Origin of the sequence: Janthinobacterium sp. UMAB-60, assembly GCF_900095235.1 — a bacterium.
Classification (GTDB): Bacteria; Pseudomonadota; Gammaproteobacteria; order Burkholderiales; family Burkholderiaceae_D; genus Janthinobacterium.
Window position 1 is genome coordinate 1 of sequence record NZ_LT607525.1, and the last position, 988, is coordinate 988.

1 protein-coding gene is annotated in these 988 nt (G+C 64.2%); it reads left to right on the top strand.

Annotated features, from left to right (window positions below; genetic code table 11):
* Positions 1–988: YDG domain-containing protein (locus K0F86_RS27150; protein ID WP_257572412.1), on the top strand; the 988-nt coding region annotated here is incomplete at both ends.

Below are 988 nucleotides of genomic sequence, written 5' to 3' on the forward strand. Positions count from 1 at the left end.
ATGCGGCCCTGTCGGGCGGCACCTTGAGCGGCCTGGTGGGCGGGGAAACCCTGGGCCTGTCCGGCTTGTCGGGGGTGTTTGGCGACAAGAACGTGGGCACGGGCAAGAGCGTGACCGTGAGCGGCGCCACCCTGGCCGATGGCACTGGGCTGGCCAGCAACTATACGGTCAGCAATCCGGGCGCCCTGACGGCCGATATCAGCAAGGCAACCATCAGCAGCGTGACGAACATCACGGCAAACAGCAAGGTGTATGACGCGAACACCAAGGCCACCATCAATGCGGGCGGCGCCACGTTCAATGGCATGTTCAGCGGCGACAGCCTGTCGTTCAGCGCGACGACGGCCGCGTTTGCCGACAAGAACGTCGGCAGCGGCAAGACAGTAGCCGTGAGCGGCATCGCCCTGGCTGGCACGGATGCGGGCAATTACAACCTGGCGCTCAGCACCGGCAGCGGCAGCGGCGATATCACGCCGAAGGCGCTGACGATCACCGGCATGTCGGCGGTCAATAAAGTCTACGACGGCAACACCAAGGCGACCTTGTCGGGCGGTTCGATCAGCGGCCTGGTCGGTTCGGAAACGCTGGGCGTGACGGGACTGGTGGCCACTTTCGACGACAAGAACGCAGGCGCCGGCAAAACCGTCACCGCTAGCGGCTCGACCCTGGTCAATGGCGGCAATGGCGGCCTCGCCAGCAACTATACGATCAGCAACCCAAGCGGACTGAGCGCAAACATTACGCCCAAGGCACTGACGGTGACGGGCATGACGGCCGACAACAAAGTCTATGACGGCCTGCTCGACGCGACCCTGTCCGGTGGAAGCCTGTCGGGTCTGGTCAGCGGTGAAACACTGCTGCTGTCCGGCGCGACGGGCGTGTTCAGCGACAAAAACGCAGGCAGCAACAAAACCATCGTCGTCAGCGGCAGCAGCCTGGCCGATGGCACGGGGCTGGCCAGCAATTACACGGTCAGCAACCCGACCAC